The following is a 26060-nucleotide window of genomic DNA, read 5'->3' on the forward strand; positions in this document are numbered from 1 at the left end:
ACGGTAGGCAGCCGATCTCAGAGAGTTCTGAGATCGCGTGGGTAGCTTCCCCGTCCATGGCTCACGACTACCTGATCATCGGCGCGGGACCGGCCGGGTTGCAGCTCGCGGCGCTGCTCGAGCGGGACGGTCGTGACTACGCCGTCCTCGAGCGCGGCAGCGGGGCCGGCACGTTCTTCACCCGCTACCCGCGGCACCGCAAGCTCATCTCGATCAACAAGGTCCACACCGGGTTCACCGACCCGGAGCAGCGGATGCGGATGGACTGGAACTCGCTGCTGCTCGACGACCCCGAGCTGCTGTTCACCCGCTACACGCCCCGGTACTTCCCGGACGCCGACGACATCGTCCGCTACCTCCAGGACTGCGCGGCGAACCTGAAGATCCACTACGACATCGACGTCACGCGCATCTCCCGTGACGACGACGGGTTCGTCGCGCAGGACCACAGCGGACAGACGTGGCACGCGAAGAACCTCGTGATGGCGACCGGGGTCTCGCAGCTCTACGTGCCGCCGATCCCCGGCATCGAGCACGCCGAGCGCTACGACACCTTCGACACCGACCCCGAGTCGTTCACCGGGCAGCGGGTGCTCGTGATCGGCAAGGGCAACTCCGGTTTCGAGACCGCCGACGCCCTGGTCGAGCACGCCGCCGTCATCCACGTCGCCGGCCCGCACTCGGTGAGGCTCGCCTGGCAGACGCACTACGTCGGGCACCTGCGGGCGGTGAACAACAACTTCCTCGACACCTACCAGCTCAAGAGCGAGAACGCGGTCATCGACGGCAACGTCGAGAACATCGAACCCAGGCCCGAAGGCGGTTTCCGCATCCAGTTCCGCTACGCGCGCACGGCCGAGAAAGTCCGCGAACTGGAGTACGACCGCATCATCGCGTGCACCGGCTTCCGGTTCGACTCCTCGGTCTTCGCGGAGGACTGCCGGCCGGCGCTGGTCATCAAGGACCGCTTCCCGCAGCTGACCTCGGCGTTCGAGTCGGTGAACATCCCCGGCCTGTACTTCGCGGGCACGATCACGCAGTCACGCGACTTCAAGAAGTCGACCAGCGGGTTCATCCACGGCTTCCGCTACGGCGCCCGCGCGCTGCACCGCGTCCTGAGCGCCCGCAACCACGGCGTCGACTGGCGGGGCACCGATCTGGAGCTGTCACCCGAGGCGATCGGCGACGCGGTCGTCGCCAGGGTCAACACGTCCTCGTGCCTGTGGCAGCAGTTCGCCGTCATCGGCGACGTCGTGAGCGTCACCGGGAGCTCCGCGCGCCACACCGAGGAGGTGCCGGTCGCGTTCGTGGCGGACGGCGGCCTCGGCCCGGCGGAGCACCGGTTCGTCGCGACGCTCGAGTACGGGCCGGACCACGACACGGTCGACCCGTTCGACATCAGCATCCCGCGCGTGGCCGAGAACGACGCCTTCAACGCGGCCGACGCGAGCTACCTGCACCCGGTCGTCCGCTACTACCGCCACGGCGTGCTCGCCGCGACGCACCACCTTGCCGAGAACCTGGAGAACCACTGGGACGTGCCGGAGGTGCACCAGCAGCCGCTGGCGGTGTTCGTGAAGGAATGCCTTGCCGGCGCGTGACACCGGGCAGTTCCCGCGCGCGCTGCTCGACGTGCTCGCCGCCGCGGTGGACCGGCCGGTGTTCGAGCACGGCACCCGCATGGTGACCGGGGCGGAGATGCTCTCGCTCACGGCGCGGATCGCGACCGGGTTGCGGGCGAACGGGATCGGGCCCGGTGACGGCCTGGCGTTGCTGCTCGGGGTGAACACCGAGGCCTTCGCGACGATCCTGGCCGGGCACGCCGTGGGGGCGCGGGTGGTGGGGGTGCGGCCGGGGCTGACCGAGGCCCAGGTGAGGCACCTGCTCGGGCTGGAGATCAAGGCGGTGGTGAGGGACGGGGCAGGAGCACCGGACGACCCGCCGGCCCTCACCACCGCGGACCTGCTCCGCCACTCCCCCGATCCCCTGCGCTGCGACGGCCGCCCCGGCGACGTCGCCCGCCTCCTCCACACCAGCGGCAGCACCGGCACCCCCAAGGCCTGCGCCCAGACCTACGCCTCCATGACCAACGCCTGGACCGCGCGCCCGGAAGCCTGGCCACCGGCGATCCAGGACCTCGCGACCCGGCTCGACCGCTACCTCGTGTTCGGATCGCTGTCGAGCCAGGTCATGTTCGAGTACGCGGCCCTCACCCTGACCGCCGGCGGCACGATCGTCGTGGCGGAGAACCCGGCCACCGCGATCACCGACCTCGGGGCCACCGCACGCGTGATCACCGTGCCGGGCCTGGCGAAGCTCGTCGCCTCCCAGAAACGCGACCCCGCCGACCTGGGAACGCTGAAGGCCCTGCTGGTCTCCGGTTCTCCCCTCACGCCCGAACGGCACCGCGAAGCCCTGGAAGTCCTGGGACCCGTGCTGTTCCACGGTTACGGGCAGACCGAGACCGGCATGATCTCCATGGCCACACCGCACGATCCCCCCGGCACGGTGGGGAGACCGCCGGTCGAGGTGGAGCTGCGCGACGGCGAGCTGTTCGTCCGCACCCCCGGCCAGGCAGGCGGGTACTGGGGTGACGCCGAGGAGTCGGCCGAGGTGTTCGTCGACGGCTGGGTCCGCACCCGCGACCTCGGCCGGTTCGACGCCTTCGGCTACCTGCGGCTCACCGGGCGGGCCAGGGACGTCGTCATCGTCTACGCGAACCTGCACCACGTCGGCCCCATCGAGCAGGTGCTCGCGGAACACCCCGACGTCGCGGAGGCCTACGTCGTCGCCGTGCCGGACGACGACACCGGCGAGGCAGTGCACGCGTTCGTCGTCCCGAAGGCCGACCGCGTCCCGGAGCTGGAAGAGCTGCGGACGCTCGTGACCGGACGGCTGGGCGCGGCCTGCGCCCCCGCGAAGGTCACCGCGATCTCCGAACCTCCCGTCGCTCCCAGCGGCAAACCCGACAAGCGCGAGCTAAGGAGAACGTCGTGTCGAGCGAGGTAACGACCGAGTGTCTGGTGATCGGCGCGGGCCCCGCGGGCCTGCAGGCTTCCCACCTGCTCAAACAGGATGGCCGTGAGCACCTCGTGCTGGAGGCGGGGCAGTCCGCGGGGACGTTCTTCACCCGCTTCCCCCGGCACCGGCAGCTGATCTCCATCAACAAGATCTACACCGGCTGGGACGACCCCGAGCTGAACCTGCGGGTCGACTGGAACTCGTTGCTGTCCGACGATCCCGCGCTGCTGTTCACCGGCTACACCCCGCGCTACTTCCCCCAGGCCGACGACATGGTCCGCTACCTCGGCGACTTCGCGGTCAAGAACGACCTGCCGGTCCGCTACGACACCCGCGTCGTGTCGGTGACGCGGCCGGACGACTTCGTGGTGCGCGACCAGCACGGCGGCACCTACCGCGCGAAGCGGGTCATCGTCGCGACGGGCGTGTCGCAGCGGTACGTGCCGGACATCGAAGGCGCCGAACACGCCGAGCACTACTACGACGTCTCCGTCGACCCGCAGGACTTCGTGAACAAGCGGGTGCTGATCATCGGGCGCGGCAACTCGGCGTTCGAGACCGCCGACGCGCTCATGGAGACCACGTCGGTCATCCACGTCGCCGGGCCGGGGTCGCTGAAGCTCGCGTGGCAGACGCACTTCGTCGGCCACCTGCGGGCCGTGAACAACAACTTCCTCGACACCTACCAGCTCAAGTCGCAGAACGCGTTGCTGGACGGGCACGTCAAGGGCATCCGCCGCGACGGCGACGGCTACCTCGTGAAGGTCAGCTTCCAGCGGGTCGACGAGGTGGTGAAGGAGATCCGGTACGACCGGGTCATCCTGGCGACCGGGTTCCGGTTCGACGCCTCGATCTTCGCACCGGAGTGCCGCCCGCGGCTGACGATCAAGTCGCGCTTCCCGGACCAGACGGCGGCGTGGGAGTCGGTGAACGTCCCCGACCTGTTCTTCGCGGGCACGATCACGCAGATGCGCGACTTCAAGAAGTCGACCAGCGGGTTCATCCACGGCTTCCGCTACGGCGTCCGCGCACTGCACCGGATCACCGAACAGCGCTACCACGGCGTCGACTGGCCCAGCCGGTCCGTCGAGGACGTCACCGAGGCGATCATCGAGCGCGTCAACCGGACCTCAGCGCTGTGGCAGTTGTTCGGCTTCCTCGCCGACGTCGTGCTGACCGGCGCGGACGGCACCGTCCGGTACCTGGAGGAGGTACCCGTCGCGCACCTGCACGAGGCCGTCGAACGCGGTGAGTTCGGCGACGTCGAGTCGTACCTCACCGTGACGCTGGAGTACGGCGAGGACCACGACAAGGTCAACCCGTTCGACATCACCGCGGGCCGCAACTCCCAGGAGGACACCAGCGGGCTCGACGGCCGCTACCTGCACCCGGTCGTGCGGCGGTTCCGCGGCGGCGTGCTCGTCGACGAGCACCACGTCACCGAGAACCTCGAGAACGAGTGGGACAGCGAGAAGGTCCACAAGGCCCCGCTGCGGGAGTACCTGCGGTGAACCCGGTGCTCGCGGAACTGCACGACAAGGCACGCGCGGTGCTCGACCCCGTCCACTACGACTTCTTCGCGGGCGGGGTCGGGGACGAGGTCGTGCTCGCGGAGAACGAGGCCGCGTTCCGGCGCCTCGCCCTGCTACCGAGGGTGTTGCGGGGCAAGGAGGTCCCCGACGACTTCCCGGTGCTGGTCTCGCCGACCGCGTTCCACCGGCTCGCCCACCCCGACGGCGAGCTGGCGACCGCGCGGGCCGCCGCCGGGACGGTGCTCGTGTCGAGCATGGCCTCGACCGTGCCCGTCGCCGACGTCGTGGCGGCCGCGAGCGGGCCGGTGTGGTTCCAGCTCTACGTCCAGCCCGACATGGACGTCACGGAGGCCCTGGTGCGGCGCGCCGAACAGGCGGGCTGCACGGCGTTGGTGGTCACGGTCGACTCCCCGGTGTTCGGCCGGCACCGGCGGGACATCGCGCACGGGTTCCACGACCTGCCCGCCGGACTCGCCGCGGAGAACATGCGCGACCTGGCCGGGGTGCCGTTGCGCGACATCGAGATGTCCGCGGCGATCTCGTGGGACCACCTCGACCGGCTGCGGGAGATGACCTCGCTCCCGTTGTGGGTCAAGGGGATCCTGCACCCGATGGACGCGGTGACCGCCGTCGGCCACGGCATGGCGGGCATCGTCGTGTCCAACCACGGCGGACGACAGCTCGACCTCGTACCGGCGTCGCTCGACGCACTTCCCGCCGTCGTCGACGCCGTGGCCGGACGGGTACCGGTCGTGCTCGACGGCGGCGTCCGCGGTGGAGGCGACATCGCGCTGGCACTGGCACTCGGAGCATCGGCCGTCGGCATCGGCAGACCCGTCCTGTGGGGACTGGCGGCGGACGGCGAACAGGGCGTGCGGCGCGTGCTCGACGTGCTGCGCGACGAGTTCCGGCACGTCCTCGCGCTCTGCGGCGGCGAGCTGACCCGCGACATGGTGGTGGCCCGGTGCTGAGCTGGTTGCCCGAACGGGTGGTCGCGTTGCGCGCCAAGGTGTTCGAGAAGGTCAACGGGGACAACGCCATCACCTTCCCCAACGACCAGGTCGGCCCCGACCGCTTCCAGGAGCTCTACAGCCACCCCGCCGCGAACGGCCGCAGCAAGGGCGCCGGGCTCTCGGACCTGTTCTGGTACTGGCTCTCCCCCGGCCCCGAGGTCCACCAGGAACACCTGGAGGCCGGGCCCCGCTACGACGACGTGGCCCGCGCGACCCGCGCCTTCCTCTCCGGGACGAGCGCCGAACTGTCCGCCGCCGCCACCCGCTGCACCGCGAAGGTGCTCGACGAGGTGCTCGCCGGCCGCGTCACGGCGGTGCGGCTGCGCGAGCTGATGATGCCGGTGTGGGCCGAGTACTTCTACGAGCTCGTGTTCGCCGAACCGTGCCCGCGCCACGCCCGCGACCTCATCGTCGACCACGCCACCGACGTCGTGACCTCGTTGAAGTGCACGGGTCTGCGGCATCCCTCCCGCCGCGCCCGCCTCACCCGCTACCTGCGGGTCCGGCTCGCCGACGTCCGGCACCCGTTGCCCGGGACGCTGTCCGAGACCGAACAGGTCCACTACCTGCAGGGCACCTACTTCAACACCGCCGTCGTGCAGATGGCCGAGGCCATGACGCACCTGCTGCTCGCCCTCGCTCAGCACCCCACGGCGGCCAGCAAGGTCAACGACGACAGGTACTTCGCCCACGTGCTCGACGAGACCTTCCGGCTCTACCCGTTGTTCGGCATCGCCCACCGCATCACGACCGCGGACATCGTGCTGGACGAGCACACGTCGTTCCCGGCGGGATCGGTGCTGTGCTTCAGCTATCCCGCCTACCACGCCACCGGCTACGCGAACCCGGACGAGTTCGACCCCGGCCGCTGGGAGAACACCGGCGCCCGCCGCGAGCACCACATCCCGTTCGGCGTCGCCGCCAACCGCCCCTGCCCGGCGTGGCGCCTCTCCCCCGTCGTCATGCGCGCGTCCGCCCGCGAGGTCCTGCGCCGCGTCACGCTCCACTCCACCGTCACGCACACCCGCTCCCTGCCCAGCCGCGGACCGTGCCTTCTCGTCCGCGACGGCCCCGCGCCGCGGTCCAGGCTGACGCTGATGCGCGTGCGGGACCGGTGGGAGGACGTCTGGCGCAGCGTCGCCCAGCTCGTCCTCGGCACCGCGATGGTGCTGCACGCCCACCGGCTCCGCCTGGCGGGGCGCTACTTCGACACGCACGACACGCAGGGTTGCCCGGTCCGGCACTGATCCCAGGAGATGCCCGGTGAACCAGATCCACTTCGCGCTGCAGGTCTTCGCCGCGCTGGCGGTCGTCCTCGTCGCCACCACGGTGTGCGGGCGCCTCGCCATGCTGATCAAACAACCCAGGGTCGTCGGCGAGATGGTCGCCGGCGTCCTGCTCGGCCCCGCGCTCCTCGGTGCCGTCGCACCCGGCGTCCAGGCCCAGCTCTTCCCCGCCGACGTCAAGAGCACCCTCTACGTGCTCAGCACGATCGGCCTCACGTTCTACATGTTCCTCGTCGGGTCCTCTTTGGACCACGGACTCACCACCGGAGCCAACGCGCGCAAGGCGTCCGTGCTCGCGGTGTCCGGCATCGTGCCGACGTTCCTGCTCGGCGCGGGCGCGGCGGTGATCTTCTTCGACACCCTGAGCCCCGAGGGATCGAGCCTGTGGGTGTTCGTGCTGTTCGTCGGCGGCGCCCTCTCGATCACCGCGTTCCCCATGCTCGCCCGCATCCTGCAGGAACGCGGCATCGCCAACACCCCCATCGGCGGCCTCACCCTCGTCGCCGCCGCCATCGACGACGCCGTGGCGTGGGCGTTCCTCGCGCTGATCATCGCGGTCGGCACGTCCGGCAGCCCGTCCGGCGCCCTGCGCACCATCCTCGGTGCGGCGATCTTCGCCGGCCTGATGCTCACGCTCGGCCGCAAGTGGCTCGCCAAGCTCGGCGAACGCGCCGAGCGCGACGGCAGGCTCAGCCGCGACATGGTGGCGGTCATCCTGCTGATCGTGCTGGTCGCGGGCTGGTACACCGACTACATCGGCGTCTTCTCCGTGTTCGGCGGCTTCATCACCGGCCTCGCGATGCCCAAGTCGAAGGTCGTCCGCCACGAGCTGGAGACCAAGCTCTCCGACCTCAACTCGATCCTGTTGCTGCCGGTGTTCTTCGCGTTCAGCGGCCTCAACACCCGCATCGACGGCTTCGGCTCCGGCGGCGCGCTGTGGTTCCCGCTCGCGGTGATCATGCTGGCCGCGTTCGCCGGCAAGTACCTCGGCTGCGGCCTCGTGGTCCGCGCGCAGGGCTACTCCTGGCGCTACGCGTCGGCGGTCGGCGGCCTGATGAACGCGCGCGGGCTGATGATCCTGATCTTCATCAACATCGGCCTCGCCTACGACCTGGTGACTCCGGAGATGTTCGCGATCCTGGTCGCGGTCGCCATCGTCACCACCGCCGCGGCGATGCCGATCTACCGCGCGTCGCTGCCCGACCACCTGGAGGCGGGCGCCGACGTCAAACCCTCTCCCGCACCAGTTCCGTGAGTTCCTGAACGACGGCGGCGGGGTCCGGCATGTCCGCGATCTCGGACCGGGCCCTGTCCGCCACCTCCCGCGCGGCCGGGTCGTCGAGCAGACGGCCCGCCGCCGCGGCGACGGCGTCGGCGGTGATCTCCGGCCCCACGAGCTTCGCGCCCGCGCCCGACTCCGCGAGCACGTCGGCGTTGACGAACTGGTCCGCGCCCTGCGGCAGCACGAGCTGCGGCAGGCCCGCCGCCAGCGCGCCCAGGACCGTTCCGGTCCCGCCGTGGTGCACCACGAGATCAGCCCTGCGCAGCACCTCCGCCTGCGGCACGAACCCCGCGACCCGCACAGTGGGCGGCACGTCCTCCGGCGGCGCGCCGGGGCCCAAGGCGACCAGCACGCTCACCGGAAGCCGCGCAAGGCCGTCCATCGCCTGCCGCAACACCTCCGTCGCGGTGTGCGACACCGTTCCCAGGGTCAGGTACACCAACGGTTTCGTGCTGTCGATCTCCGGCATCGGCACGTCCAGGTCGAACGCCGACGGCCGCATCCGCAGCACGGTGGGCAGCGCCGCGACGACCGGGTCCCGCACGACGTCCGGCCACAGGTCGACCACGACGTCCCCCAGCATCAGGTCGGCCGGCTCGGTGCCGTCCCACATCCACGCCATCTCCCCCGCGGCCCTCTCCTGGATCGCGGGCGGCAACGAGCGGCCGATCACGTGCGACACGAACGGGATCCCGGCGTCGCGCGCGGCCTTCGCGGCGCCCGCGTCGCTCTGCTCGTAGACGACCAGATCCGGCCGGACCCGCGGAAGGAGCGCGCCGAGATCCCTGACCGTCGCCCGTGGCACCAGGTCCGCGAACATCGTGATCAGCAGCCGCGGGACGTCCGCGTCGCCGTGCGTCCTGCGGGCCTCCGCCTCGGCCTCGGCGATCGAGATGCCGGACGCGTGCGCCTCGAAGCCCAGCTCCCGCGCCTTCTCCACGAAACCCGGACCGGTCGCGAACACGACCTCGTGGCCGGCCCGCTGTGCCGCCCTGGCCAGTGGGACCAGCGGGAACAGGTGGCCGTAGGCGGGGCGGCACGAGAAGAGGATGCGCACCTCGTCCAAGCTAACGATCTTTTCCTGAGAACCGCGCCGAACACTTAGTTCAGTCAACACTGAAGCAATAGAGTCAAACAACACCAACGGTGAACGCGGCGCGGTGCAGCTGGCCGCCGTGCACGAACTCCAGGAACAGCCGGTACTCGCCCCGGTCGGCGAACACTGCTTGGAAGCTCAGCTCGCCGTTGTTCAGGGGAATCCCCGCCAGCTCGACCGGGTGCAGGTGCGTGGCGGAGAGCAGCATGGTGTGGAAGCCGGTCATGTGCCCGTTCGCGCCGAGGTGGGGCTCCAGCGAGCTCACGGGCGTGCCGTCCGGCGCGCGGATCGACAGGCGCAACGTGTGAGCGCTCATGGGTTTGAGCTCGCCTTGGTCCACGCGTACGAGGGTGTAGCCGTCGGTGGCCGTGATGCCGTCCGACGGGGCCGGCACCGCGGCGATGGTCGTGTCGCCGGGGACGCTGAACGGCACGCCGAGCACGACCGGGTGGCGGGGGTCCGCCGTGTCGAGCGGCACGAACTCCGCGAACATCCGGTAGACGCCGCCGTCGGGCAACGACACCGTGGTGCGCCAGGTGTCGCCGTCCAGCACCGGGTGCAGGTGCTCGAAGACGGCCATGTCCTCGCGGACCGAGAAGAAGTGCATCTGCTTGGTCTGGTTGTCGAGGAACCTGGTGACGGGCTTGTTCGCGCTGTCGAGGATGCGGAACGCCACCGGCACCGCCGTACCCCGCGTGCCGGGCGTGCTGACCGGCTCGAAGCGGTAGCCGCTCTCCACATCGGACAGTCCGTCGCTGTGCGCGGCGGGCACGACCGCGCCCATGTTCTGGTGCTGCATCGGCGGTGCGGACCTGGCGAACACCATGACCCCGCCTCCGGCCACCACGGCGACGGCGAGCAGGACGAAGAACCAGTCGGTGATGCTCAGCTTGCGCATGACAACTCCTCGCGGCGCGGGTGGGCGGCCCGGGGACCGCCCACCCGCGTCAGGGTCAGAACTGAAGGCTCCAGGCGTCGACGTAGCCGACGTCGGAGCTGGCGACGTCCTGCACCTTGAGCTGCCAGGTGCCCGCGGCGTCCTCGGCGGCGGCGTTGACCGTGTAGGTGGTCACCACGTTGTCGCCGGAGTCGTTGCCGGAACCCTTGAGGCGGAACGAGGTGCCGTCGGGCGCGACGAGGTCGATCACCAGGTCACCGCGGTACGGGTGCTTGATGTCGACGTTCACCTTCAGCGCGGACGGAGCCTTGCCGGGCACGCCGGAGACCGAGACGGGCGACGTCACCGCGGCGCCCTTGTCCGGGATCTGCACGTCGGCCGTGTTCTCGAACTTGCCACCGGTGGGCGGCGGCTCGACGGCGCCGAGGTTGGGCTTGACCACGACCAGGCCCTGCTCGATGCCGTTGACCAGGACGATGCCGCTGGCGAAGTACGGGTAGTTGCTCCACGCCCCGTTGAACTTCGCCTCGTTGGCCGCCGGGTAGATGTCGAAGTAGCCGGCCTCGGTCAGCTGCGCCGACGCGACGTTGCTGACGTCGAGGATGCGCAGGCCAGCCTGGTAGTTGGCCTGGTAGGAGTACTTGCCCCTGATGTACTGGTTGTGGTCGATCGCCGTGGCGGGCGAGTTGTAGACGCCCGTGTGCACGGGGTTCGCCAGCGACGCGAGGTCCCAGATGTAGGTCTTGGTGCGCTTGTCGGTGCCGCGCGACTCGTCGAGCTCGTCGTCGAGCAGGAAGTAGCGCTGGTCCTCGGTCAGCCAGCCCTGGTGCGAGTACTGCGCGCCGGAGTAGGCCTTGCGCACGATCTGGACCGGCTTGGCCTTGTCGGTCACGTCGACGATCGTCAGCGTGTCCTCGTTGGAGTTGAAGCAGATCTCCCTGCCGCGGTAGGTCGCGTCCGGGCCGCGGTAGATCACGCACTGGTTGTCGTGCGTGTAGCCGTCCTGAGCGACGCAGCCCGCGTTCTTCGGCGACTTCGGCGTGCGGATGTCGACCATGTGCGGGCCGCCGCTGCACGTGTTGGAGCCGATCGCGTACGCGTACCCGGTCTCCTCGTTGATGGCGATGTTGTGCGCCGGGCCGAACTCCTTGTACAGGGTGTCAGCCGTGAACGTCTGAGGCGTGGTGATCGTCCGCAGGCGGGTCAGGTCGAACACCTGCATCCCGTGGCCGGTGATGAAGTCGGCGACGATGAAGGCGTGGTCCTTGTAGACCTTCATGTCGCGCCAGGAGCTGCTGCCGCCGTTGGAGGGCAGGTTGCCCAGGAACTTCGGCGCCGTGGGCGTGCTGACGTCGACGAACGCGGTGCCGTTGGTGCGGCCGACGATCGCGTACTCCTTGCCGGAGGACGGGTCGGTCCAGCCCCAGATGTCGTTGCCGTTGCCACCGCCCATCGCGGACAGGGGCAGGACGCTGAGCAGGTCCACGTTCTTGCAGGGGTAGATGTCGGCCTTGCCGTCGACGCACGGCACACCGGCGGCCTGGCCGGTGACGGCGTGGCGGGCGGCGGGCTCGTGGTCCGCGAGGAACGTCCTCGCGGCGGCCTGTCCTTCGGCGGTGTTCGGATCATGGGCGGAGGCGCCCGTCATCGAGAGGGCGACCGCGGAGACCGTCAAGACGGCCAGCGCCCCCATGCGCAGGGATTTCATGAAGTTGGACTCCTTCGGACCGGGGAGCAGGGAGTTCCCGGTCAACCACAGACGGTAGAAGTGCCGGGCACTGCCCGTGAACCGTCGTTCGTCTGGTCCGGATGGAATGACGGCCGGATCGATACCCTCGGGCCATGGACAGCAGCCGCCAGACCCGTGTGCGCGAGGCGTTCGACGACTTCTTCGCGGCCGCCGAGCCGAAGTCGGAGAGCTGGGTGCTCGACCTGTTCCAGCGCACCGCCGCGACCGTGCCCGCGTACGGGAAGCTGTTGCGCGAGAACGGGATCGATCCCGCGTCGATCACGACGTTCGCGGACTTCCAGCGCTTGCCGTTGCTCGACAAGCCGAGCTACCACGACCGCTACCCGCTGCCGGAGCTCTGCCGCGACGGGAAGCTCGAGAACTGCGACATGATCGCGGTGTCGTCCGGGTCCAGCGGCAGGCCGACGATCTGGCCACGCGGGATCGAAGACGAGCTGCACGTGGCACGGCGCTTCGAGCAGGTGCTGGTGGACGGGTTCCACGCGGACGAGCGCAGGACGCTGGCCGTGGTGTGCTTCCCGCTCGGCACGTGGGTGGGCGGGCTGTTCACGCAGGCGTGCGTGCGGCATCTCGCGGCCAAGGGGTGCCCGATCACGGTGGTGGCGCCGGGGAACAACAAGGCCGAGATCCTGCGGGTGCTGCCCGAGCTCGCGCCGCACTTCGAGCAGGTCGTGCTGCTGGGCTACCCGCCGTTCGTGAAGGACGTGGTCGACACCGGGCTCGCGGAGGGCGTCGACTGGGCCGCGTACCGGATCAAGCTGGTGCTGGCCGGCGAGGTGTTCAGCGAGCAGTGGCGTGACCTGGTGTCGCGCCGCGCCGGCATCGCGGACCCGGCGGCCGACGTCGCTTCCCTTTACGGCACAGCGGATTCCGGTGTGCTGGGCAACGAGACGGCGCTGTCCGCGTCCGTGCGCCGGTTCTTCGCCGACCACCCGGACCACGCTCGGGAGGTGTTCGGCGACTCGCGCCTGCCGACGCTCGTGCAGTACGACCCGGCCAGCCGGTTCTTCGAGGTGCACGACGGCACGCTGGTGTTCACCGCGGACGGCGGGATCCCGCTCGTCCGCTACCGGATCGCCGACGAGGGCGGGGTTCTCGGGCACGCCGAGCTGCTCGCGTACTGCGCGCGGCACGGGTTCACTCCCCCGCCCGGGCCGGAGCTGCCGTTCGTGTTCCTGTTCGGACGGTCGCTGTTCACCGTGTCGTTCTTCGGCGCGAACGTCTATCCGGAGAACGTGACCGTCGGATTGGAACAGCCCGGAATCAGCGACGTGGTGACGGGGAAGTTCGTGATCGAGTCGGTCGAGGACGAAGATCGCGACCGGCGGTTGCGGATCATCGTCGAGACCGCGCCGGGCGCGACGGCGGACGCGGCGGCGATCGCCGAGGCGATCAAGGTCCAGCTGCTGAGGCTCAACAGCGAGTACGCGCACTACGTCCCGGCGGAGCGGCAGCTTCCCGAGGTGGTGCTGCGTCCGCACGGCGATCCCGAGCACTTCCCGGCGGGCGTGAAACACAGGTACACACGACGAGCGTGAAAAGCGCTTTTGCGCCACGGAGAAATAGCTTTTCGAAACTTCCCCGACCTGCTTAAAGTGGCGTCGTTCGAATTGATTGCAGGACTGGGGAGGAAATCCGTTGAGTTTCGTTCGGCGTATTCTGACGGCATTGATGCCGCTCGTCATGCTCTTCACGGTCGCTCTCGCGGCGCCGAGCGCGCAGGCGGAGGCTCCGGTCACCGAGGCCGCCGCCGTGGGCGCGGCGTACGACGCCGAGACCGGCCAGGCTCTCGCGGCCTGGGCCTGCAACACCGGCAACGTCTGCTTCTGGAACGACTTCGGCGGCACCGGCAAGCGCTGCATGTGGGACGTGGCCGACTCGGACTGGGCCTCGGGGACCTACAAGTGTTCTTGGTACGACACCGAGGTCAAGTCCGTCTACAACCGCGGCACGTCCTCCGCCAAGGGCGTCAGGTTCTACCGCGACACCGGCTACAACGGCTCGATCGGCTGCACGAAGCAGGGCAAGAAGGGTGACCTCGCCGGCACCTACAAGATCCGCTCGCACCAGTGGGTCAGCACCAGCTGCGGCTGATCCGGCCCTAGCACGAAAACCGGTCGCGGGACCTGGTCCCGCGACCGGTTTTCGTTGCGCGAAATGGCGGATCGACACGCCCAGTAGCATTATGCGCGGTGACCTGGCCTGGGGAGGTTGCTGTGTTGCGCATCCATTTTTCCAACGGTGATCTGGAGCGTACGCAGGTAGCAGAAAGGGTGGATCCGCTCTGGGAAATGGTGTTCAGCTGGCTCCGGCTGACGGAGCTGGACAGCGGGTTGTTGTTGCAGCCGTGGCTGCGGCACGTCCGCCGCAACGGCGACCGGCAGGTGATCACGTCCGGCGTCCGCATGCTGTCCGTGCTCGCTCCGCTGGGGCCGTACTTTCCTGACTTCCTCACACCGCCCGAGGGTGCGCAGGGACTCGGCAGCGCGCTGGCCGCGATCCGGTCCACACCCCGGCACCGGTTGCGAGAGGAGTTCGGGCTGCTCGACGGCGTGCGGCCGACACCGGAGTGGACACGTCCGCTGGCGGCGGGAGACGGCGAGTCCCTGATGGAGCTCACCGAGTCGCTCACCCGCTACCACCGCGAGGTGATCGAGCCGTACGGCGATCTGATCGACGAGGCCGTCGAGACCGATCGGGTGCACCGCAACGGCGCCGCGTGCACCGTGGAAGGACTGCTGCGGGGCATGTGGCCGTTGATGAACTGGCGGGCGCCGGTGCTGGAGGTCCAGTACGCGCACGACCGCGACCTGTACCTCAACGGGCGCGGGTTGCGGCTGGTGCCGTCGTACTTCTGCCGCCGGTCCCCTGTCGCGTTCGCCGATCCGGGGCTGCCGCCGACGTTGGTGTACCCGTTGCACCACGACTGGACGTGGCAGCGGCAGCTCGCGAGCGGCCGACGTGAGCAGGGCGCGCTCGCGGCGTTGCTCGGCAACACGCGGTCGGCGGTGCTGGCCGCGGTCGGCGCCGGGGCGACGACGACCGAGCTGGCGGAACGGCTCGGGGCGTCCCCGTCGTCGGTCAGCCGGCACACGACGGTGCTGCGGGAGGCCGGGCTGCTGACGACGGAGAGGCAGGGGCTCTCCGTGCTGCACCAGCGCACTTTGCTGGGGTCGGCGCTGCTCGGCAAGAACTGAGGTCGCCGCGAGACCGGAGCGCCGGAGAGGTGGTTGCGGTCGTGGGCGTGCGTTCCGGCAAGCTGGGACGCACGCCCGTCGCGGTCTCAGTCCTGACCGGCTCGGGAGGCCGTTGCCCGTCGTGCGCGCACTCGCGACCACAGAGCCACCGCGCACGCGCCCAGTGCCAGGCCGGTGAGCAGGACGTGAACGGCACCGCCGAACCTCGTCGCGAACGTCAGGTCCGTGCGCAGCGGCACGGTGTCCACCATCAGGTCGTCGGTGAACATCCCCGTCGACCGCACGATGCTTCCATCCGGCCGCACGACCGCGCTCACACCGCTGATGGCCGCGACCACGACGGCGCGGCCGTGCTCGATCGCGCGCAGGCGAGCCATGCCGAGCTGCTGGTAGGTCATCTCGCCGCGGCCGTACCAGGCGTTGTTCGTCGGCACGACCAGGAGCTGGGCACCGTCGGCCGCGCTCTCGCGCAGCACGTAGTCATAGGCGACCTCGTAACAGATGCCGACGCCCACGCGCGTGCCCGCGATGTCGAGGACACCGGGTCTGGTCCCTGCTTCGAGGTCGGCCTGGTCCGCGAACGGCGTGAACATCCGGGCGAGCGGGCGCAGCGGGATGTGCTCGGCGAACGGGACGAGCTCCTGCTTGGCGTACGACTGGCCCGCCCCGGTCTCCGGGTCCCACGCGATGACGGAGTTCTGGTCGTCGCGCAGCGCGCTCACCAGGGTCGGGACGCCGAGGTCGGCGATGGCGCCGTCGAGCACCGGGTCGCGGTCACGGGTCCTGGTCGCGCTCTCCGGCCAGACCGCGAGGTCCGGCTTCGGCAGCGCGCCGCCTCGGACCAGCGCGGCCAGTTCGGCGGTCTTGCGCAGGTGGTTCTCGCGCAGGGTGGCGCCCTCGGTGAGCAGGCCGAGGCCCAGGTCGGGGGCGTTGCCCTGCACGACGGCCACGGTCCGCCGGCCGTTCTGGGCCTCGATCGAGACCACCGGGCTCACGGCGAGGGCGGCGACGATCGGCACCAGCGCCCAGGCCCGCGTCCAGCGCGGGAACCAGGCGGCCAGGCCGAAGCCGGTGAACACCACCGCGAACGTCACGAGCGGCGCGCCGCCGATCACGGCGAGCTTCGCGAAAGGCCCGTCGACCTGGCCGAACGCGATGCGGCCCCACGGGAAGCCGTTGGCCGGGACCAGGCCGCGCAGGGTCTCCTGCAGCACGAACAGCAGCGAGGCCCACACCGGTGCCGCGGGGAGGCGGCTGACCAGCGGGAACAACGCGCAGACACCGCAGATGAACAACGCCATCAACGCGCTGAGCACCAGCCAGGGCCACGGCCCGAAGTCGGTGCCCAGGAAGTGCTGGATCCACCACAGGTGCGGCAGGAAGAACGCGAGCCCGAACACGAACCCGAGCCCGACGCTCCGTCGCGCACCCGCGCCTTTCAGGGCCAGCCAGAACACGACGAACGCGGGCACGGCGAGCCACCAGAGCGTGCGCGGCGGGAAGCTCAGGGCCAGTGCGCCCCCGGCGAGCGCCGCCGCGCCGTAGCGGGCGAGATCAGGCTTGCGCAACGGACACCCTCGCCCGGCGCAGGACGAGGTACGCGCCACCGACGAGAGCGATCCCGACGACGTAGGCACCGACAAGTTCGGGCACGCGGCCCGCGAAGTTGCCCGCGAGCGGCGGCACCAGCAGCGCGAACACCCCGGCGAGCACGGCGACCCTGGTCCGCCACGTCCCCACCGGCAGGCACGCGGCCAGCGGCAGCACGGCCCACAGCAGGTACCACGGCTGGATCACCGGCCCCAGCACCACGATCAGGCTCATCATCAACCCCAGCGACGTCACCTCGGAGATCCGTCCGCGCAGCTGACGGCCCACCAGCACCGCCACCCCGCACAGGATCAGCACGAGCCCCGCGATCCGTGCCGCGGAAATCATCGCCTGCCCGGCCTGCGGGCCGAACACCGCACCCGCCAGATAGCCCGGCCAGTTCGTCGGCGCCATCCAGCTGTTCACCTTGGACGGTGTGCCGAGCGCCTGCACCCAGCCGAAACCGGATCCGCCGGCCAGCGACGTCACGACCGACACCACCCCGGCGGCCGCGACCATGGCGAGCCCCGCCACGACGAACCTGCCCCCACCGCCTCCCAGCCTGCGCGCCAGCGCCGTGCCGACGACCGCGAGCGCCACCAGTGCGGGCAGCTTGATCTGGGCGCCCAGTCCGATGAGGACGACACCGGCCGTGAACTGCCACCACTTCAGTTCGGGCAGTGCGTGCAACGCGACGACAGTGCCCGACAGCATGAGGCCGAGCATCAACGCGTCATTGTGGACACCGCCGACGAGATGCCACAGCACCAACGGGTTCATCACGCCCAGCCACAACGCCGTGCGTTCCTCGACGCCCGTCATCTCCGCGAGCTTCGGCACCGACCACACGACGAGCAGCAGGCCCAGCACGGCGGCCAGGCGGTACAGCCCGATGCCCAGGACGGGGTCGCCGCCGGTGATCTCGGTGATCGCCCGCTCGACCGTGGTGAACAACGGCCCGTACGGCGACGGCGTCTCACGCCAGTAGACGCCGACCCGTGCCACCGCCTCCGCGCTCGCGCCCACCGCCGGGCTGACCACGTTGGGGTCGAGCCCGTTCGCGGCCACCTCGCCCTGGGCCAGGTAGCTGAAGACGTCGCCGCTGAACAACGGCGGGGCCACCAGCAGCGGCCCGCACCACCACGCCAGGGTCCGGCGCAGCCACCGCGGGTCCGGCCGTGTGCGGCCGAGCAGCGCCCATGTGAGCACGACCAGTCCGGCACCCGCGATCGCGACGCCCAGTGCCACCGCGCCACCGGTTCTGGCGCTCACGGCCCACGCCCCGGCGGTGAGCAGGAGCGCACCGCCGAAACCCGTCCAGCGCAACAGTTCCGGGGTGCGGGTGATCGTGGTCGTGGTCACCGCGGTCGGCCAGCGGTACGTGACGGTCTGCACGGTAGGACAGTGCTTGCCCGGCGGATCGTCACGCGTCCGACTGTGGTCGCGTTCCCACGTACTACTTCAGGATGATCTTTTTTAAACTGGTTTCGCGGCTCAACTTCCGGCGAAGTCGTGCGTCATCCACACGGTTCCCTTGGCGTCGCGGATCACCACGATGCCGATGCGGGTGGACGACTTGCTCAGGATGTTCTTGCGGTGGCCGTCGTTCGGCGGCTTCTCGTCGATCATGCCCTGGGTCAGGCCGAGCGCCATCTTGGAGATCGCTTCGACGTTGTCCTTGACCGGGCCGCCCATGCCGACGTTCTCCGCGACCGAGCTCCACTTCACGCCCGCCGCGCTGCTGCGCTCGCCGAGGCCGCTCTCGCCGGGGCACTGGTGCGACAGGCCGCAGCCGTTGCTCATCATCGCCCTGGTGTGCCGGTCGGCCGCGGTGACCAGCGCCGGGTCGACGCTCAACGGTGCCAGGCCGTCCTTTGCCCTGGTCTCGTTGATCAGCGCCAGGACGCGTTCCTCCGGCGTGGCCGCGCGCGCGGGCTCGGGCGGCGCGATCGTGGTGGTCGTCGTCGTCGTGGTCGTGGTCGTCGAGGACGACGGCGCGCTCGACGTCGCGGACGTGGTGTCCGGCGCCTGCGACGAGGACGTGCTGAGCGCGAGGCCCTGGGTGGTGTTCGGCCCGGCGACCGCGGCGGGCGGGTCCGACGGCAGCAGCACCACCGTGCCGACCACGCCGACAAGCGCGCACACCGCCGCGGCGCCCGCCACCGCGAGCACGGGCTTGGCGGCGAGCTTCGCGAACACGCCCACCGGTTCGGCCAGGTGGTTCGGGGCGAGCTCGGCCGCGTGCGCCGCGAGGTCCGGCGTGACGTCGCCGAGGTTCTCGAGCAGCCGCGGCAGGTAGGCGGCCGGGACCACGAGCAGCGCGGCACCGGTGAGAATGCGCTCGACCGGCATCGCGTCGTCCACGCCCCTGCCGCAGCGGCCGCACTCGTCGACGTGCCGCAGGAGCCGCTTGCGCCACAACGGGCTCGGCTCGCCGTTCCAGCCCTGGGCGGCGCGGTCGAGGCCATCGCAGCGCGGTTCCATCGACAACGCGCGCACCAGGTGCCGGATCGTCTCCAGCCGGCCCTTGAGCCTGCTGACCCGCACCGTGACGGCGTGCGCGCCGAGGTCGAGCGCGTCGGTGACCTCGGCCCTGGTGAGCTGCCCGACGCGTTCGAGCGTCCACAGCGCCAGCAGCTCCCGGTCGGCCGGGTCGAGCCAGCGCGCGGCCTCGTCGACCTCGCGGCGCTGCTGGGCGAAGTGCAGCCGGGACAGCGCGGTCTCGACGAACTCGGCGCCCGGATCGGCCCGGTCGTACTCCTCCAGCGAGGCCGGGGCCAGGTCGCGGCGCCGGTAGTGCTCGCGGACCTGGTTGATCGTGACGGCGACCAGCCACGACCGGAACCGGTCCGGCTCCCGCAGCGCGTCGATGCCGCGGATCACGCGGACCATCGTCTCCTGCACCACGTCGTCGACCTCGGAATCGGCGTGCAACGCCCGACCGGCGACGTTGTAGACCAGCGGCAGAGAACCCGCGATCACGGCGTCGAGCGCCGTCCGATCACCGGCCCGCGCGGCCTGCACCTGCTCCGCGTCCACCTGCCCCAGCCACTCCCGACCCGTCACTTCCGCACCCTTCGCCGACTGTTCCTGCACGCCATGGGAGACCGGCGAGTCTCACCTCAGGTCACAGAAACCGGGCCGTAAGGTGACCGGGGTCACACTGCGACCACCGCCACGCCGGTCCGGCCACCGTCGACGTCCAGCACGATGCCGTGCACGAACTCGGCTTCGTCTGAAGCCAGGTAGACGGCCGCGGCGGCGATCGCGTCCGGGTGCCCCGAACGGCCGGCGGGCGTGCCGCGCATCATGACGTCGGCCGCACTCCGGGTGGTCTCGTCCCAGCCCGCCGAGGCGATGACACCGGGCGAGATGGCGTTGACCCGGATGCCCTGCGGACCGAACTCCGAGGCCCACGCTCGCGTGAGCGTCTCCATCGCGCCCTTGCTGGTGCTGTAGATCGCCCCGCGGGGCACGCCGAGCCGGGTGATCCACGAGCCCAGGTTGAGGACCACGCCGCCACCCGCGCCGATCATCGCGGGAGCGAGGGCCTGGGTCAGGAAGAACGGGGCCTTCAGGTTGACGCCGAAGACCCGGTCGAACGTCTCCTCGTCGGTCGTCGGGGTGGACGAGGGCGGGTAGATGCCCGCGTTGTTGACGAGGACGTCGACGCGGCCACCCAGCAGTGAGGAGGCCTCGGCGGCGAGCGCCTGGCTCAGGGCGGGGGTGCCGTCGAGGTCGGCGCGGGCGAAGTCGGCCTTGCCGCCGTCCGCCCGGATCTCCGCCACGACCTCCGCTCCCCTGGCCTCGTCGCGGCCGGAGACGACGACGTGCGCCCCCTCGCGGGCGAAGGCGACCGCGATCGAGCGGCCGATGTTGCTGGTGGAACCGGTGATGAGGGCCGTCCTGCCCCGCAGTCGCTGTGTCATGTCCCCGACGCTACGAGCGATTTTTTGGACCAGCAAGTCCAGAAAATCTAGCCTCGGAGGTGGTCGGTCAACGTGTCCATCACGGCCTCCAGGTGCGTGACCCGGCCGGTGTTCATCAGCACCACGACCCCGCCCTGGACGCCCGCGATGAAGGCCGCGGAGACCCGGTCCGGGTCGAGGCCGGCGCGGACCAGCCCGGCCGCCTGCATGTCGGCGATCCCCTTGCGCACGTGGGCCTGCCACTGGCTCAGCAGCGTGCTGACCACCTCCTGCGCGCCCGGAGTGTTGCCGACCTGCCCCATCAGCGTGCCGAGCGGGCACTGACGACCCTGCGCGCGGTACCGGGCCACCACCGAGTCGCGCCAGCGCTCCCAGGCCGCCCACGAGGTGAGCGCGCCGAGGTGCGGCTGCTGGTCGTCGAGCACGCGGCCGGCCTCGAAGCGGGCCACGGCGAGGAAGAGCTCCTCCTTGCCGTCCGGGAAGTAGTGGAAGATCTGGCTCTTGCTCGTGCCGGTGATCGCCCGGATGTCGTCCAGCGTCACGCCCGCGGGGTCGTCGCCGCGCAGGTGGGCCGCGGCGCCCTCGATGATGCGCTGCCTGGTCGCGCGCCCCTTCGTCGTCAGTGCCATGACGCCGAGACTAGGTTTTCTGGACCGCCGAGTCCACTGTGGTTGACTGGGCCCATGCTGCCTTGGGAGGGACCGCTCGCCGGTCGGCTGGACCGGCGCACCATCGACTCCGCGCTGCTGCGCGACAACCCGCTCGGTGACCCGCACGAGCGGCCGCTGTGGGTGTACGTGCCGCCGGGCTACGACGGGAGCGCCGAGCGCTACCCCACCGTCTACCTGATCCAGGGCTACACCGGGCACGTGGCGATGTGGGCGAACCGCACGCCGTTCCGCCAGCCGTTCATCGAGACGGCCGACGCGGTGTTCGCGCAGGGCGCGCCCGGCTGCATCGTCGTCTACGTCGACGCGTGGACGGCCTACGGCGGTTCGCAGTTCGTCGACTCCCCCGGCACCGGCCGCTACCACTCGTACCTGTGTGACGAGATCGTGCCGTGGGTGGACGCGCACTACCGGACGATCCCGGACCGCGAGTCGCGGGCGATCGCCGGCAAGTCCTCGGGCGGGTTCGGCGCGATGATCACGCCGATGCTGCGCCCGGACCTGTTCGGCGCGTTGGCCACGCACGCGGGTGACTCGCTGTACGAGCTCTGCTACCTCGCGGACTTCGGCAAGGCCGCACGGGCGTTGCGCGGCTACGACCACGACGTCCATAAGTGGTGGGCGGACTTCACCAGCCGCACGGCGTTCACCAAACCCGAGGACATGGACCTGCTCGGGATGCTCGGTGTCGCCGCCTGCTTCTCGGCCGACGACGATGGCACGCCACGGCTGCCGTTCGACCCGGTCACCGGCGCGCCGATCCCGGAGTTGTGGCAGCGCTGGCTCGACTGGGACCCGGTGCGGATGGTCCCCGGTCACGCCGACGCGGTCCGGTCGCTGCGGGCGGTGTGGATCGACGCGGGCACCAGGGACGAGTACTACCTCGACCTGGGCGCGGAGGCGTTCCGCAAGGAGATCGCGCGGGCGGGCCTCCCGGACGACCGGGTCCACTTCGAACTCTTCGACGCGGGCCACGGCGCGATCGACTTCCGCTATCCGCTCTCCCTGGCGTGGCTCGCGTCCAGGCTTGCTCGATGATCCGGGAAGTCACGCTGCGGCCTGTCGAAGACGCCGACTTCGACGACCTCTTCGAGTTCATGAGAGACCCCGAGTCCGTGGCGATGGCCGCGTTCACCCACGAGAACCCGGACGACCGCCCGGCGTTCGACGCGTGGCTGAGCCGCAACCTCTCCAACCCGGAGACGACGAACCTCGTGATCGTCGGCGACGGACGGGTCGTCGGCAGCATCGCGAGCTTCGTGATCGAGGGCGACACGGAGATCACGTACTGGGTCGACCGCGCGGTGTGGGGTCAGGGCGTGGCCGGGCGCGCGGTCGCGTTGCTGCTCGAGCTCGTGACGGTCCGGCCGTTGCACGCGCGGGCCGCCAGCGACAACACGGGCTCGCTGCGGGTGCTGACCAGGGCAGGGTTCCAGGTCGTCGGCACGGACGTCGGCTACGCGGCGGCGCGCAGGGCCGAGACCGAGGAGACGATCCTCGTCCTCAGCTGACGAACTTCTCCGTGCCCAGCACACCGAGCAGCGCGATCTTGTCGAACGCCTCGGTGCGTGGCGGCGCGGTCAGCACCAGCAGCGCCTGCGACTGGTCCTCGGTGAACAACGCCTGGCAGTCCACCTCGATCTCGCCGAGCTGGGGGTGGATCAGCACCTTGTGGTCCTCGTACCGCTTGGACACCTCGTGCCGTTCCCACAGCTCGGCGAACTCCGCGCTTTCCTTCCGCAGCACGCGAACCAGCTCGCCGGCCCGGGAGCGCGGGCCCGTCGAGGCGTAGGCGGCGCGGAGGTTCGCGACCTGGGTGCGGCCCTGCCGGTCGCGGTCGTGCTCGGGGTACATCAGGCGTTCGCCCGGGTCCGTGAACCAGCGGTAGATCCCGCTGCGCGCGTGGCCGGTGAACCGCGACGAGTCGCCGTAGAGCGCCTCGGCGAACCGGTTCTGCACCAGGACCTCGCCGAGGTTCGACAGGATCAGCGCGGGCGTGTCCGTGAGCCTGTCCAGCACCCGTTGCAGAGCCGGTGCCACGTGGGTGGCGGTGGCCTGGGGCGACGGGGCGTTGCGACCGGCCACGCGGAACAGGTAGTCGCGTTCGTCGACGCTCAGCCTGAGCGCACGGGCCAGCGCGGTCAGCATCTGCTCGCTCGGCTGCGGGCCGCGTTGCTGCTCCAGACGCGTGTAGTAGTCCGTGGACATGGCGGCCAGCGCGGCGACCTCCTCGCGCCGCAGCCCCGGTGCCCGCCGGCGCGCGCCGACCGGCAGCCCGACGTCCTCCGGCCTGAGCTCTTCGCGGCGGCGCCGGAGGAATCCCGCGAGTTCGACCCGATCCATGAACCCCAGTATCCGGGCCCTCGCGCCGCGAACCAGGGATCGCCGATCCCCCGACAAGGGCTCTCTGCCGCAGCCCCGGAGATCGGCAGAAGCTCAGTGCCATGGACATCACCGGAAACACCGTCTTCATCCCCGGCGCCACCAGCGGCATCGGCCTGGCGCTCGCCCTCGCCCTGCGGGAGCGCGGCAACACCGTGATCGTGGGCGGCCGGCGCACCGAACTGCTCGACCGGATCGCCGCCGAGCACCCCGGCGTCGAGACCGTCCGGATCGACACCGCCGACGCCGCGAGCGTCGAGACCGCGGCCAAGGACGTCATCAGCCGCTTCCCGGCGGTGAACGTGCTGATCACCATGGCGGGCGTGATGCGCGCCGAGGACTGGCGCGACCCGTCGTTCCTGGAGTCCGCCGAGAACACCGTCGTCACCAACGTGCTGGGCCCGATCCGCCTGATCGCCGCGTTCGTCGAGCACTTCCAGTCGTTGCCGGACGCCACGGTCATGACCGTCTCGTCCGGACTCGCCTTCACGCCGTTGAAGATCACGCCGAGCTACAACGCGTCCAAGGCCGCGATCCACATGCTCAGCGAGACCCTGCGGCTGCAGCTCGCGGGCACCTCGGTGAAGGTCGTGGAGCTGGAGCCGCCGGCCGTGCAGACCGACCTCATGCCGGGCCACGCGGAGAACGAGCACGCCATGCCGCTCGACGAGTACGTCACCGAGGTCATGGGCATCATCGAGACGCAGCCCGACGCCCGTGAGATCCAGGTCGAGCGCGTGAAGTTCCTGCGCTACGGCGAAGCGCGCGGCGACTACGACCAGGTCGTCGCCGCGCTCAACGCCACGGACCCGCACGGCAAGTGAGCTAGGAGATCCCGGGGCAGGCGTCGTTCGAGGTCTGCCCCGTGCGGTAGAACCGCACGGCCTTCCCGGCGCAGTCGCTGAACCACAACGAGCCGTGCGTGCTGTCGTCCACGGTCAGCAGCGCGCCGCCGATCTTCCGTTGCATCTGCTCGGCGAAGAAGAGCGGTGTGTTGGTCTCGTGGCGGTGGCCGGAGAGCTGCAGCGGACTGCTCGCCCGCTTCAGCCGCCACGGCGTGGCGGGCAGCGGCCAGCCCGCGCACCAGTTGCCGTAGCCGTGCCCGTTGCGGAAGAACGGGTAGGTCTCCTCGCGATGCCGGACCTGGCGCCACGCCTCGTCGACGTCCGGTGCCCTGCCCTGGTCGTTGCAGACGACAGCGCGCTGCATCAGCAGGCCGCCGTACCAGACCGGGGTCAGGCCGAAGCCCTCCAGCTCGGGTTCGTCGCCGGTCAGCGGCGGCACACCGCCGTCGCGCAGGGCCACGATCGAGTCCTCGACCTGCGGCCAGGTGGTGCGCTTGTAGGTGAGCATCGTGCGCACGTGGCTGCCGGAGTAGGTGCGCGGCCTGCCGTCCGCAGGGGTGACCGTGACCGGGGTGGCGTCGAGCTTCGCCACCAGGTCGCTGATCGACCTCGTCACCGCCTGCGGGGTGGCGCCGAGACGATCCCGCTGGGCCAGCCACCCGGCCAGCACCTCGTAGTTGGCCTGCTTCGCGGCGGAGGCGCCGAGGTTCATGGTCTCCAGCGTGAAGTCCGCCGGCATCACGGAGTCGAGCAGCATGCGGTCGACCCGGTGGTCGTGGTGGCTGCGGTAGACGGCGCCGAGCGCGGTGCCCCAGGAGATGCCGAAGAAGCTGATCTTCCGTTCGCCCAGGGCGGCGCGGATCAGGTCCATGTCGTCGGCGACAGCTCTGGTCGAGAGGTTCGTCAGCAGTTCGCGGTCGTAGCCGATGCAGCGGGCGTTCGTGCGTGCGTTGCGTTCGTAGTCCTGGCGGAACCGCACTTCCGGGCTCGCCTTCGGGTCCGGCTCGGGGCCGTCCTCCGGGGTGGCCTCGCACTCGACGCCGCCGCTGGACCCGGTCGCGCGCGGGTCGAAGCCGATGAGGTCGTGGTCGGTGTTCAGGTCGGCGAGCTTCGACTGCCGCATCGTGAACGGCATGCCGAGGCCGGGGTTGCCCGGACCGCCCGGGTTCGTGAAGAGCACACCGCGTCGCTTCTGCGGATCGGTGGCCTTGATCCGGCTGACGGCCAGGTCGATCTTGCGGCCGTGCGGGCGCGAGTGGTCGAGCGGCACGGTGACCTTGGTGCACTCCGAGAGGCTGTCCTCCGAGTCCCAGTGCTCCTCGACCTGTCTGCACGGCTGCCAGGTCAACGGCGCCGCGAGAGCGGGAGTCGCGGTGACGAGCGGGACGGCGAGCACGGCGACGGCCGCGCAGCGCCCGATGACGGTGAGTGTGGTGGACATGAGCCTTCTTCCCCGGGATCCGGTCGGCGCCAGCGTAGGAAGACGGGTCGTGCGCGCGGATCATGCGGACGGATGACCCGCGCGTCCGACCTGAGGCTGATCAGAGGCTCCGGGCGAACTCCCGGAACAT

The 26060-nt window shown here is 70.4% G+C and carries 22 protein-coding genes; 12 read left to right on the forward strand and 10 right to left on the reverse strand.

The features are described from left to right. The first annotated feature begins 56 nt into the window (after positions 1 to 56). Genes ACWF7A_RS05740 through ACWF7A_RS05765 form a run of 6 tightly spaced genes read left to right on the forward strand, consistent with a single transcriptional unit; the run spans position 57 to position 8107 of the window. Positions 57 to 1601 (forward strand): NAD(P)-binding domain-containing protein, encoded by a 1545-nt coding sequence (locus ACWF7A_RS05740; RefSeq protein WP_452249250.1) that lies wholly within the window; start codon positions 57 to 59, stop codon positions 1599 to 1601. Continuing rightward, the gene (locus ACWF7A_RS05745) at positions 1588 to 3009 is read left to right on the forward strand and encodes a class I adenylate-forming enzyme family protein (protein ID WP_452249251.1); all 1422 of its coding nucleotides are present in this window, start codon (positions 1588 to 1590) and stop codon (positions 3007 to 3009) included. Before ACWF7A_RS05740 ends, ACWF7A_RS05745 begins: the two co-directional genes overlap by 14 nt. After that, positions 2994 to 4532, forward strand: a complete 1539-nt coding sequence (locus ACWF7A_RS05750) for an NAD(P)-binding domain-containing protein (protein WP_452249252.1) — start codon at positions 2994 to 2996, stop codon at positions 4530 to 4532. The genes ACWF7A_RS05745 and ACWF7A_RS05750 overlap by 16 nt, the downstream gene beginning before the upstream one ends. Next, positions 4529 to 5524 (forward strand): alpha-hydroxy acid oxidase, encoded by a 996-nt coding sequence (locus tag ACWF7A_RS05755; protein ID WP_452249253.1) that lies wholly within the window; start codon positions 4529 to 4531, stop codon positions 5522 to 5524. The genes ACWF7A_RS05750 and ACWF7A_RS05755 overlap by 4 nt, the downstream gene beginning before the upstream one ends. After that, a complete protein-coding gene (locus ACWF7A_RS05760) occupies positions 5518 to 6813 on the forward strand; it encodes a cytochrome P450 (RefSeq protein WP_452249254.1) in 1296 nt (431 codons plus the stop codon). Before ACWF7A_RS05755 ends, ACWF7A_RS05760 begins: the two co-directional genes overlap by 7 nt. Positions 6814 to 6829: 16 nt before the next feature. Beyond that, positions 6830 to 8107, forward strand: coding sequence for a cation:proton antiporter (locus ACWF7A_RS05765; protein WP_452249255.1), 1278 nt, complete (start codon positions 6830 to 6832; stop codon positions 8105 to 8107). Here the strand turns inward: ACWF7A_RS05765 and ACWF7A_RS05770 are convergent. The 3 genes from ACWF7A_RS05770 to ACWF7A_RS05780 form a co-directional block, all read right to left on the reverse strand. Next, positions 8079 to 9191 carry a glycosyltransferase gene (locus ACWF7A_RS05770; RefSeq protein WP_452249256.1) on the reverse strand — a complete coding sequence of 371 codons (1113 nt, stop codon included), beginning with the start codon at positions 9189 to 9191 and terminating at the stop codon, positions 8079 to 8081. The two genes, ACWF7A_RS05765 and ACWF7A_RS05770, sit on opposite strands and share 29 nt — an antisense overlap. A 73-nt stretch (positions 9192 to 9264) precedes the next feature. Then, positions 9265 to 10128, reverse strand: coding sequence for a hypothetical protein (locus tag ACWF7A_RS05775; protein WP_452249257.1), 864 nt, complete (start codon positions 10126 to 10128; stop codon positions 9265 to 9267). Between the two features lie 55 nt (positions 10129 to 10183). Continuing rightward, entirely contained in the window at positions 10184 to 11881 is a 1698-nt protein-coding gene (locus tag ACWF7A_RS05780; RefSeq protein ID WP_452249258.1) for a choice-of-anchor B family protein, read from the reverse strand. Positions 11882 to 11970: 89 nt separating this feature from the next. Between ACWF7A_RS05780 and ACWF7A_RS05785 the strand changes: the two genes are divergently transcribed. The 3 genes from ACWF7A_RS05785 to ACWF7A_RS05795 all read left to right on the forward strand — a co-directional run bounded on the left by ACWF7A_RS05785 (position 11971) and on the right by ACWF7A_RS05795 (position 15075). Beyond that, the gene (locus ACWF7A_RS05785; RefSeq protein WP_452249259.1) at positions 11971 to 13416 is read left to right on the forward strand and encodes a phenylacetate--CoA ligase family protein; all 1446 of its coding nucleotides are present in this window, start codon (positions 11971 to 11973) and stop codon (positions 13414 to 13416) included. A 133-nt stretch (positions 13417 to 13549) separates the two neighbouring features. Then, positions 13550 to 13972, forward strand: a complete 423-nt coding sequence (locus ACWF7A_RS05790) for a peptidase inhibitor family I36 protein (RefSeq protein ID WP_452249260.1) — start codon at positions 13550 to 13552, stop codon at positions 13970 to 13972. A 179-nt stretch (positions 13973 to 14151) separates the two neighbouring features. Further along, the gene (locus ACWF7A_RS05795; protein WP_452249261.1) at positions 14152 to 15075 is read left to right on the forward strand and encodes an ArsR/SmtB family transcription factor; all 924 of its coding nucleotides are present in this window, start codon (positions 14152 to 14154) and stop codon (positions 15073 to 15075) included. An 86-nt stretch (positions 15076 to 15161) separates the two neighbouring features. On the opposite strand, the gene lnt is transcribed toward ACWF7A_RS05795, so the two are convergent. The 5 genes from lnt to ACWF7A_RS05820 form a co-directional block, all read right to left on the reverse strand. Continuing rightward, entirely contained in the window at positions 15162 to 16643 is a 1482-nt protein-coding gene (gene lnt / locus ACWF7A_RS05800) for an apolipoprotein N-acyltransferase (RefSeq protein WP_452249262.1), read from the reverse strand. Further along, on the reverse strand, positions 16630 to 18060 hold the full coding sequence (gene mptB, locus ACWF7A_RS05805; protein WP_452249263.1) for a polyprenol phosphomannose-dependent alpha 1,6 mannosyltransferase MptB: 1431 nt from the start codon (positions 18058 to 18060) through the stop codon (positions 16630 to 16632). The genes lnt and mptB overlap by 14 nt, the downstream gene beginning before the upstream one ends. Before the next feature lie 99 nt (positions 18061 to 18159). After that, positions 18160 to 19731: a sigma-70 family RNA polymerase sigma factor gene (locus tag ACWF7A_RS05810; RefSeq protein ID WP_452249264.1), complete on the reverse strand. Its 1572-nt coding sequence runs from the start codon at positions 19729 to 19731 to the stop codon at positions 18160 to 18162. Positions 19732 to 19823: 92 nt separating this feature from the next. Beyond that, on the reverse strand, positions 19824 to 20594 hold the full coding sequence (locus ACWF7A_RS05815) for an SDR family NAD(P)-dependent oxidoreductase (RefSeq protein WP_452249265.1): 771 nt from the start codon (positions 20592 to 20594) through the stop codon (positions 19824 to 19826). Between the two features lie 47 nt (positions 20595 to 20641). Next, entirely contained in the window at positions 20642 to 21223 is a 582-nt protein-coding gene (locus ACWF7A_RS05820; protein ID WP_452249266.1) for a TetR/AcrR family transcriptional regulator, read from the reverse strand. A 54-nt stretch (positions 21224 to 21277) separates the two neighbouring features. Between ACWF7A_RS05820 and ACWF7A_RS05825 the strand changes: the two genes are divergently transcribed. Both ACWF7A_RS05825 and ACWF7A_RS05830 read left to right on the forward strand, forming a co-directional pair. Continuing rightward, positions 21278 to 22300 (forward strand): alpha/beta hydrolase-fold protein, encoded by a 1023-nt coding sequence (locus tag ACWF7A_RS05825; protein ID WP_452249267.1) that lies wholly within the window; start codon positions 21278 to 21280, stop codon positions 22298 to 22300. After that, entirely contained in the window at positions 22297 to 22773 is a 477-nt protein-coding gene (locus ACWF7A_RS05830) for a GNAT family N-acetyltransferase (RefSeq protein WP_452249268.1), read from the forward strand. Before ACWF7A_RS05825 ends, ACWF7A_RS05830 begins: the two co-directional genes overlap by 4 nt. Here ACWF7A_RS05830 and ACWF7A_RS05835 read toward each other — a convergent pair. After that, positions 22766 to 23605 carry a helix-turn-helix transcriptional regulator gene (locus ACWF7A_RS05835; RefSeq protein WP_452249269.1) on the reverse strand — a complete coding sequence of 280 codons (840 nt, stop codon included), beginning with the start codon at positions 23603 to 23605 and terminating at the stop codon, positions 22766 to 22768. The two genes, ACWF7A_RS05830 and ACWF7A_RS05835, sit on opposite strands and share 8 nt — an antisense overlap. A 101-nt stretch (positions 23606 to 23706) precedes the next feature. On the opposite strand from ACWF7A_RS05835, the gene ACWF7A_RS05840 reads away from it, so the two are divergent. Next, positions 23707 to 24468, forward strand: a complete 762-nt coding sequence (locus ACWF7A_RS05840) for an SDR family oxidoreductase (protein WP_452249270.1) — start codon at positions 23707 to 23709, stop codon at positions 24466 to 24468. Position 24469: 1 nt separating this feature from the next. On the opposite strand, the gene ACWF7A_RS05845 is transcribed toward ACWF7A_RS05840, so the two are convergent. Further along, on the reverse strand, positions 24470 to 25930 hold the full coding sequence (locus tag ACWF7A_RS05845) for an alpha/beta fold hydrolase (RefSeq protein WP_452249271.1): 1461 nt from the start codon (positions 25928 to 25930) through the stop codon (positions 24470 to 24472). Positions 25931 to 26060 lie beyond the last annotated feature (130 nt).

This window comes from Lentzea sp. NPDC055074 (assembly GCF_053608005.1).